The organism is Nocardia sp. NPDC056952 (assembly GCF_042674185.1).
In the GTDB taxonomy this organism is placed as follows: domain Bacteria; phylum Actinomycetota; class Actinomycetes; order Mycobacteriales; family Mycobacteriaceae; genus Nocardia.
Genome location: NZ_JBHURA010000008.1, coordinates 89,760 through 97,690, shown reverse-complemented (window position 1 = coordinate 97,690; position 7,931 = coordinate 89,760). Strand labels below are relative to the sequence as shown.

The following is a 7,931-nucleotide window of genomic DNA, read 5'->3' as shown; positions in this document are numbered from 1 at the left end:
AAACCGGGCCGGTGGCGACGCCCCCCACGCTCAACGCAACGGCACCTGATCGTCGGGACACCCTCGGCCGCGAACTCGAGCGCGCCAGCGCTCCAATAAACTCAGCTCATGACTGCCGAACAGGCCGCTGCGGCGATTGCCGAACGTACGGGAGTGCCGCGTCATCGCGTGGCCGTGGTGCTGGGATCGGGGTGGCAGGAGGCAGCAGCCGAGATCGGCGCGCCGCGTGCCTCGATCCCCATGACGGAGCTACCCGGCTTCGGCAAACCCAGTGCCCAGGGGCACGGCGGCATGGTGCATTCGGTCACCGTGAACGACAACAACGTGCTGCTGCTGATGGGCCGTCAGCACCTCTACGAGGGCTACACACCGCAGCAGGTGGTGCACCCGGTGACCGCGGCGATCGCGGCGGGCGCCGAGATCGTGCTGCTCACCAATGCCGCGGGTGGGCTCAGGGCGGGCCTGCAGGTGGGTGAGCCGGTGCTGATCGCCGACCACATCAATCTCACCGCGCGCACCCCGCTGGTAGGCGCGCGATTCGTCGACCTGGTCGATGCCTGGGATCCCGAATTGCGGGCGCTGACACGGGAAATCGATCCGAGTCTGACCGAGGGTGTGTACGCCGGGCTCATCGGCCCGCAGTACGAGACGCCCGCCGAGATCCGCATGCTCGCGACCATCGGCGCCGACCTGGTCGGTATGTCGACGGTACTCGAGGCGATCGAGGCACGTTCACTGGGCGCGAAGGTGCTCGGCATCTCACTGGTCACCAATTTGGCCGCGGGCGTTACCGGCGAACATCTTTCGCATGCGGAGGTGCTGGCCGAGGGGCAAGCCGCGGCGCCCCGGTTGGGCAAGCTGCTGCGCGGCATTCTGGAGCGCGTGTAGATGCTGCGCTTCGGAACCGCGGGCCTGCGTGGACCGTTGCGTGAGGGCCCGGACGGGATGAACGTGACGACGGTGTCGCGGGCCACCGCCGGGCTGGCCGACTGGCTGCGCGAACGCTGCCTCGGCGGTGGCGCGGTAGTGGTCGGGCGCGACGCGCGGCACGGGTCGGCGGAGTTCGCCACGGCGACCGCTGAGATCTTCACTGCCGCGGGCTTTCCCGTCACGGTGCTGCCGGATCCGGTGCCGACTCCGGTGGTGGCGTTCGCGGTGCGTGAGCTGGGTGCGGTGGCGGGGGTGCAGATCACCGCCTCGCACAATCCGCCTGCCGACAACGGTTACAAGGTGTACCTCGACGGTGGGTCGCAATTGATCGCGCCCGCCGACAGCGAGATCGAGCAGCGCATCGAGGCGGTTGTCGAACCTGTCGCACGGGAAGCTGTCTCGACCTCCGGTGCCGACCTGGTCGATCGCTATCTCGAGCGCGTCGCGGAATTGCCCCGGCTGCTGGGCGGTCCCGGCGAACGGGCGGATGTGCGGATCGCGCTGACCGCGCTGCACGGGGTCGGCGGTGAGCTCGCGGTGCGCGCGCTGGCCGCGGCCGGGTTCACCGATGTGCGGGTGGTCGAGGAGCAGTTCGCTCCCGACCCCGACTTCCCCACCGTCTCCTTCCCCAATCCGGAGGAGCCGGGCGCCGCCGATCTGTTGCTCGCGCTGGCCGAGCGGGTCGATGCCGACGTGGCGATCGCCCTCGATCCCGATGCCGATCGGTGCGCGCTCGGAGTGCCGGGCCCGGATGGTTGGCACATGCTGCGCGGCGACGAAACCGGTGTGCTGCTGGCCGACTACGTGCTGCGCACGCACCCCACCGACCCGCTGGTCGCCACGACCATCGTGTCCTCACGCCTGCTGTCGAAGCTGGCCGCCGCGCGCTCGGCCCGCTACGCCGAGACCCTCACCGGCTTCAAATGGCTGGCCAGGGCGGGCGACGGACTCGTCTACGCCTACGAGGAGGCCATCGGACACTGCGTCGACCCGTCCAAGGTCCGCGACAAGGACGGCATCTCGGCCGCGGTGGCCGCCGCCGATCTCGTCGCCCTGCTGAAGGCTCAGGGCACCACGCTGCAAGCCGAACTCGACTCCTACGCTGTCGAATTCGGTCTGCACGCCGGCGGCCAGGTCTCCCTGCGTCTACCCGACCAGGCCGCCGCGAGCGTGCTGGTCGCCGCCCTGCGCGCGAACCCACCCAGCGACATCGCGGGCACCCCGGTGAAATTCACCGACCAGGCGCAGGTCCGCGGCCGACTCCGCACCGACGCACTGATCTTCGACGCCGACGACTTCCGCATCGTCGTCCGCCCCTCGGGCACCGAACCCAAGCTCAAGTGCTACCTGGAGGTATTCGCCCCGGTCGCCGACCGAGACGACCTGAGCGACGCGAAACAGCTCACCGCCCAGCGTCTCTCCCAGCTCACCACGTTCTGCCGGTCACTGGCAGCAGGCGAGGAGTAGTTCAGCGGGGGCCGAACTGGCGGTCGCCCGCGTCGCCGAGGCCGGGGACGATGTAGGCGTTCTCGTTGAGTTTCTCGTCGATGGCGGCGGTGATCAGGCGGACCGGGAGGCCCGAGTCCGCGAGGGCGGCAACGCCTTCGGGGGCCGAGACGACGCAGATGGCGGTGATGTCGGTCGCGCCGCGGGCGACGAGCAGTTCGATCGTGTGGCGCATGGAACCGCCGGTCGCCAGCATCGGATCGAGGACGAAGACGGGCAGACCGGTGAGGTCGGCGGGCAGCGACTCGAGATACGGCACCGGCTCGTGGGTCTGCTCGTCGCGGGCGATGCCGACGAAGCCGACGCGGGCTTCCGGCACGAGTTCGGCTGCGGCGTAGACCATGCCGAGCCCGGCGCGCAGCACCGGAACGAGCAGTGGGGGCGCCGCCAGGCGGACGCCCTCGGTGACCGCGACCGGCGTGTCGATGGGCTCGCGCACCACCGGCGCGTCGCGCAGCGCCTCGTACATGAGGATGCCGGTGAGATCGGCCAGAGCATTGCGGAAAGTGGCGTTGTCGGTCCGGGCGTCCCGCATGGTGCTGAGCAGGGCCGCGGCGAGTGGATGATCGACGGTGTCGGTGCGCATGAAAAGACGATAGGGTCGCTTGGCGCTTCGCGCCTACGACCGCTGGGGAAATTTTCGCGGTAGTAGGGAACCGAATGCGGAGTCGGTGCGTCCAAGATACTGAGTGACGTACTCTGCCCGGGAACTCGAGGATTGGGGGAAGTTCGATGACGAAAAAAATGTCGGCCGATGCCGAAGGCATCGTCGCGTACAGCGCAGCTGCTGAGGTGATGGCCACGGAACTGGCCACGGCGGCGGCTGGTTCGGCTGCCTCCGACCCCACCCTGCTCGGCCCCATCATGGGCCTCATCGGCGGCGACTTCACCGCCGCCTACTCCGCCGCGCACGCCGGTCACGTGGCGTCGATCGCCCAGCTGTCGGCGGTCATGGGAAGCATGGGGCTGGCCACCGCCAGCGCCGCGACCACCCTCGTCGAGACCGACCTGAACAACGCGGCCGGGCTCACCGCCGCCGCGGGCGACATCGGTACCGAAGCATGATCGACCTCACCGGCCTGGCTCAGCCCCTCCTCGATCTGCTGTCGAGCTTCGGCACCGGCGTACTCGGCACCGGCGGCGCGTCCGACGGCTTGCGCTCGACCTCGACCAACCTCGACCAGATCTATCAACAGGGCCGCAACAGCATCAACAACGTGAACACCGCGTGGGACGGCCAGGCCGTCGACGCTGCCACCGCCAAGGCGCTGCGCGTGCAGACCTCCTCGGCCACCCTGAGCGACAACGGCACCGAGATGGCGACCGTCGTCGACCAGGCCGCGGCCTATGTGGAGACCGGGCAGAAAGAGCTCGACGGAATCGTCAACTCGTTCCTGTCGCAAGTGTCCGCGCTCAGCCCCACCCTGGGCACCCCGGCCGGTCTGACCGCCGTGGTGAGCTCGGCGATCGACCACATCGGTCAGGGCATGGGCGTCGTCGGCCGGGTGCAGGACGAACTCGGCACCCAGACCGCCGCGATCCAGGAACTCACCCCCGCCCCGTCGAGCACGTCGCTGGCGAGCGTCTCGTCCGGCGCGAGCAACCTCGTGTCCTCGGCGTCGAGTTCCGGCCTGCTCTCGACCGCGGCGAGCACCGGCAGCACAGTGCTCAGCGCCATGGGTTCCGGCCTGTCGACCGCCATGGGCGGCAGCAACAGCAGCAGCAGCAGTACCTCGAAGTCGACCACTACCGGTGGGACCTCGGCGGGCACGGGCGGATCGACGGGGTCATCGGCCGGTTCGTCGACAGGGTCCGGTACCGGAGTCAAGATCACCCTGCCCGACGGCAGCACCGTCGAGGCGCCCAACGAGAAGGCCGCGACCGCGGTCCGCTCGGCCATCGGCGCCGTCGGCACCCCGTACGTCTGGGGCGGCAACGACCCCCAGTCGGGCATCGACTGCAGCGGGCTCACCAAGTACGCCTACGGCGAGGCCGGGGTCGAACTGCCGCGGCTGGCGCAGGAACAGCACATCGGCAATCCTCAGGTGTCCCCCGGTGACCTGATGCCGGGCGATCTGGCGGTGTGGGACGGCCATGTCGCCATGGTCGTCGGCAACGGGCAGCTCGTCGAGGCGGGCGATCCGGTTTCGATCAGTTCCATCCGAACGGAGAACAGTGGCATGGAGTTCTACGGCTTCTACAGGCCTACCGAATGAGCGGCACGCCGATCCCCGAGGTCCCCAATGTGGAGTCCGCGGTCAGCACCAACCGCTCCGGCACGATCTCGGTCCGCGCGACCAGCATGGGTCTGCCGATCGCGCTCAAGTTCGAACGCAGCGAATACCAGTTCGGCGCTCAGGCGCTGGCCGACGAGATTCTGCGCCTGACCCGGCGCTCGACCATCGCCGCCGCGGCTCGGCTGCGCGAGGTCTACAGCGAGCAGGCGCAGATTCCCGATGAACTGCTCGACAAGATGAACCTGCCCACCCGGCGTCAGGCGGTCGACGAGCTCGATCGCATCGACGACGCAGACACCGGTCAGACGAGCTGGATGAGGCCACTGTGAGTGCGGAAATGGATGCCCTGGTCGCGGGCGTCACCGGAAAGCTCGAGGCGCTCGAGGCCGCGCTGTACGGGTTGAAGCAGGTCAACGGGCGGTTCACCACCGAGGACGGGCTGGTCACCGCCGAGGTGAACAGCGACGGCGCCCTCGTCGCCCTGACGCTGGACGAAGCCATCACCACGCTGGCGCCCACCGAGGCCGCCGCACTCATCCTGTCGGCCTGCAAACAGGCCACCGAGACCGCCGGTGAGGCACGTTCCAACATCATTGCGACACTGAACGAATCGCTCGCCGGCCCGAGTGCACAGCCCGACGGGCAATTAGCACCCGGGCCGGATAGTGCCCGGCGCTCGAGCTAGCTAGGCTTCGCGTCATGGCTTCTGGAGACATCGTCCCGATCGAGCTCGGTCTGACCGATGGCGATCTCGTCACCCTGTGGGCACCGCGCTGGCGCGACGGTGACGACGAGTGGGAGGCGTTCCTCGGTCACGAGGACGACCTCTACGGATTCGAGTCCGTTGCGGAGCTGGCGGCGTTCATCCGCACCAACTCCGACAACGACCTCGTCGACCACCCGTCCTGGGCGGTCATCGCCGGACTTTCGGCCGCTGAGCTGGAGCCGGAGGAGAATTTCAGCTTCGATCTGGTCTCCGTGCCGGAACTGGCGGCGGGCGACCCGGACGTCGACGTCGTCGGCGAGCTCGAGGACACCCTGGCGATGGTGCGCAATATCGCCGAGGTGTGCGAGCTCGACGTGGTGACCAAGTTCTTCGGCAACAACCCGGTACTCGGTGCGCTGGCCAGCGGGGCGAGCACCTTCGTCGGCCGCGACGGTGAAGAGCTGTGGGACCAGGTCGGTGCCGCGATCGTCAAGGGCTGGGACGACGTGCTCGACGCGATCGACAGCGTCGTCAGCACACCCGACGTCGACGCGGCCGCGGTGGCCGTCGCCGAGGCGGAGCTGCTGGCGGCCGAGGAGAACGAGGTCGACGCCGACGATGTCGCCGAGGAGGAGGAAGAGTTCGAGAACGTCGACCTCTCCGCCGCCGACGAGGACGAAGAGGAATCCTTCTGGGACGAGGTCGGCATCGACCCTGTCAAGATCGTCACCTCCGACGGCGAGCAGTTCACCCTGCGCTGCTACCTCGACGACGAGCCGATCTTCCTCGGTGACGGCCGCACCATCACCGTCTTCGGTTCCGAGCGCGCACTGGCCCGCTACCTGGCCGACGATCACGAGCACGAGCTGTCGCGGGTGTCGACCTACGCCGAGGTGCAGACCGCGGCGGTGGACGGTTCGCTCGAGGTCGAGGTAACCGACGAGAACGTCTACGTGCTCACCGGTCTGGTCGACGATCTGGCCGAGGGCCCCGAGGCGGTCGATATCGAACAGCTCGATCTCGCGGTCGAACTGTTCAGCGACGCGGCCGACTACGCCGATGACGACAGCGTGGAAACGGCTCTCGCGCAGTCGAACCCGCTCGGCTGGTACGTCTCGTACCTGCTCAACCCGGATCCGAACCGGATGGCGCCGAACCCGCCGTATGCGTCGGAGGCCCAGCAGTTCCGCGACTTGCAGCGTGCGTTCGAAGCGCGGCTCGTCAGCGAATAAGAGGTCCCGCAGTCGGCAGTGAGGACATGGGTAACTCACCGGGGACGGGCGAACCCGACTCCAGCGTTACCGGTAGCCGCGTCGCTACCGGTAACGCACCCGAGTCTGGCTAGAAGTCGCGGAGAGGCGGGACAGCCTAGCCGAGTAGTACCGCGTAACCCGGCTTGATCACTTCGTCGATGATCTTCAGCCGGTCCGGGAACGGGATGAAGGCCGACTTCATGGCGTTGATGGTGAAGCGTTCCAGGTCGCTCCAGCCGTAGCCGAAGGTGTCCACCAGCTTGAGCATCTCCTCGCTCATGGAGGTGTCGCTCATCAGGCGGTTGTCGGTGTTGACGGTGACCCGGAAGCGCAGGCGGGCCAGCAGGTCGAACGGATGCTTGTCCAGCGAGGGCACCGCGCCGGTCTGCACATTCGACGAGGGACACAGTTCCAGCGGCACCCGCATATCGCGCACATAGTTCGCGACCAGGCCGAGCTGGGCGTCCTCGATGTCGCCCGGGACGCTGATGTCGTCGGTGATGCGCACTCCGTGGCCGAGCCGATCGCAGCCACAGAACGCCAGCGCCTCGTGAATCGACGGCAGGCCGAACGCCTCACCCGCGTGAATCGTGAAGTGCGCGTGGTTGGCTCGCAGATACTCGAACGCGTCCAGGTGCCGGGTGGGAGGGAATCCCGCCTCGGCGCCCGCGATGTCGAACCCGCCCACCCCGGCGTCCCGGAACCGCACGGTCAACTCCGCGATCTCCCGCGACCTCGCCGCATGCCGCATCGCCGTGAGCAGGCACGTCACCCGAACGACGTTGCCCTGTTCCGCCGCGATCGCCTCACCCTCCCGGAACCCCGCGAGAGTGTGCTCGACAACCTCGTCGAGCGTGAGGCCCTTTTCGAGGTGCTGCTCGGGGGCGAACCGCACCTCCGCGTACACGACCCCGTCAGCGGCGAGATCGATCGCGCACTCCCGCGCCACCCTGCGCAAACCCTCCGGGGTCTGCATCACCGCGACCGTGTGCGCGAACGTCTCCAGATACCGCTCGAGCGATCCGCTGTCGGCGGCGTCACGAAACCACGCCCCCAGACTCTCGGCATCGGAAGCGGGTAATTCGTCATAACCGCAATCAGCGGCCAGCTCTAGCACCGTCGAGGGCCGCAGACCACCATCGAGGTGATCGTGCAGCAAGGCCTTCGGTGCGCGTCGGATCGAAGCAAGGTCAAGGGGCGCCGGTCCAGTCATGTATAGACGGTAGCGGCCCGCGCCGATCCCGGCAGCGAAGTCCCCACGTGGCAACCGTCTCGTTGATTGTCCGTCCCGCAAAGGAC

The 7,931-nt window shown here is 68.3% G+C and carries 9 protein-coding genes; 7 read left to right on the top strand and 2 right to left on the bottom strand.

From position 1 onward, the window contains the following. The first annotated feature begins 108 nt into the window (after nucleotides 1–108). Nucleotides 109–888 (top strand): purine-nucleoside phosphorylase, encoded by a 780-nt coding sequence (locus ACFTS5_RS25520; RefSeq protein WP_378635530.1) that lies wholly within the window; start codon nucleotides 109–111, stop codon nucleotides 886–888. Then, nucleotides 889–2,397: a phospho-sugar mutase gene (locus ACFTS5_RS25515; protein ID WP_378635528.1), complete on the top strand. Its 1,509-nt coding sequence runs from the start codon at nucleotides 889–891 to the stop codon at nucleotides 2,395–2,397. A gap of 1 nt (nucleotide 2,398) precedes the next feature. Here ACFTS5_RS25515 and upp read toward each other — a convergent pair whose 3' ends face one another. Continuing rightward, the gene (upp, locus tag ACFTS5_RS25510; protein ID WP_378635525.1) at nucleotides 2,399–3,022 is read right to left on the bottom strand and encodes a uracil phosphoribosyltransferase; all 624 of its coding nucleotides are present in this window, start codon (nucleotides 3,020–3,022) and stop codon (nucleotides 2,399–2,401) included. 146 nt (nucleotides 3,023–3,168) lie between these two features. Here upp and ACFTS5_RS25505 point away from each other — a divergent pair, with 146 nt between their 5' ends. The 5 genes from ACFTS5_RS25505 to ACFTS5_RS25485 are packed head-to-tail and all read left to right on the top strand — an operon-like array spanning nucleotide 3,169 to nucleotide 6,611. Next, nucleotides 3,169–3,501 carry a hypothetical protein gene (locus ACFTS5_RS25505; protein WP_378635523.1) on the top strand — a complete coding sequence of 111 codons (333 nt, stop codon included), beginning with the start codon at nucleotides 3,169–3,171 and terminating at the stop codon, nucleotides 3,499–3,501. Further along, entirely contained in the window at nucleotides 3,498–4,652 is a 1,155-nt protein-coding gene (locus ACFTS5_RS25500; protein WP_378635520.1) for an NlpC/P60 family protein, read from the top strand. The genes ACFTS5_RS25505 and ACFTS5_RS25500 overlap by 4 nt, the downstream gene beginning before the upstream one ends. Beyond that, nucleotides 4,649–5,002 (top strand): hypothetical protein, encoded by a 354-nt coding sequence (locus ACFTS5_RS25495; protein WP_101464284.1) that lies wholly within the window; start codon nucleotides 4,649–4,651, stop codon nucleotides 5,000–5,002. Before ACFTS5_RS25500 ends, ACFTS5_RS25495 begins: the two co-directional genes overlap by 4 nt. Next, nucleotides 4,999–5,358: a YbaB/EbfC family nucleoid-associated protein gene (locus tag ACFTS5_RS25490; protein WP_378635517.1), complete on the top strand. Its 360-nt coding sequence runs from the start codon at nucleotides 4,999–5,001 to the stop codon at nucleotides 5,356–5,358. The genes ACFTS5_RS25495 and ACFTS5_RS25490 overlap by 4 nt, the downstream gene beginning before the upstream one ends. A gap of 14 nt (nucleotides 5,359–5,372) precedes the next feature. Continuing rightward, a complete protein-coding gene (locus ACFTS5_RS25485) occupies nucleotides 5,373–6,611 on the top strand; it encodes a primosomal protein (protein ID WP_378635515.1) in 1,239 nt (412 codons plus the stop codon). A gap of 136 nt (nucleotides 6,612–6,747) precedes the next feature. On the opposite strand, the gene ACFTS5_RS25480 is transcribed toward ACFTS5_RS25485, so the two are convergent. Next, complete coding sequence (locus ACFTS5_RS25480; RefSeq protein ID WP_378635512.1) at nucleotides 6,748–7,845, bottom strand: adenosine deaminase; 1,098 nt, start codon at nucleotides 7,843–7,845, stop codon at nucleotides 6,748–6,750. Between the last annotated feature and the right edge of the window lie 86 nt (nucleotides 7,846–7,931).

What these genes read in the sequence shown, in the direction of transcription:
- ACFTS5_RS25520 (WP_378635530.1), top strand. Translation starts at nt 109, where the DNA reads ATGACTGCCGAACAGGCCGCTGCGGCGATTGCCGAACGTACGGGAGTG.
- ACFTS5_RS25515 (WP_378635528.1), top strand. Translation starts at nt 889, where the DNA reads ATGCTGCGCTTCGGAACCGCGGGCCTGCGTGGACCGTTGCGTGAGGGC.
- upp (WP_378635525.1), bottom strand. Translation starts at nt 3,022, where the DNA reads ATGCGCACCGACACCGTCGATCATCCACTCGCCGCGGCCCTGCTCAGC.
- ACFTS5_RS25505 (WP_378635523.1), top strand. Translation starts at nt 3,169, where the DNA reads ATGACGAAAAAAATGTCGGCCGATGCCGAAGGCATCGTCGCGTACAGC.
- ACFTS5_RS25500 (WP_378635520.1), top strand. Translation starts at nt 3,498, where the DNA reads ATGATCGACCTCACCGGCCTGGCTCAGCCCCTCCTCGATCTGCTGTCG.
- ACFTS5_RS25495 (WP_101464284.1), top strand. Translation starts at nt 4,649, where the DNA reads ATGAGCGGCACGCCGATCCCCGAGGTCCCCAATGTGGAGTCCGCGGTC.
- ACFTS5_RS25485 (WP_378635515.1), top strand. Translation starts at nt 5,373, where the DNA reads ATGGCTTCTGGAGACATCGTCCCGATCGAGCTCGGTCTGACCGATGGC.
- ACFTS5_RS25480 (WP_378635512.1), bottom strand. Translation starts at nt 7,845, where the DNA reads ATGACTGGACCGGCGCCCCTTGACCTTGCTTCGATCCGACGCGCACCG.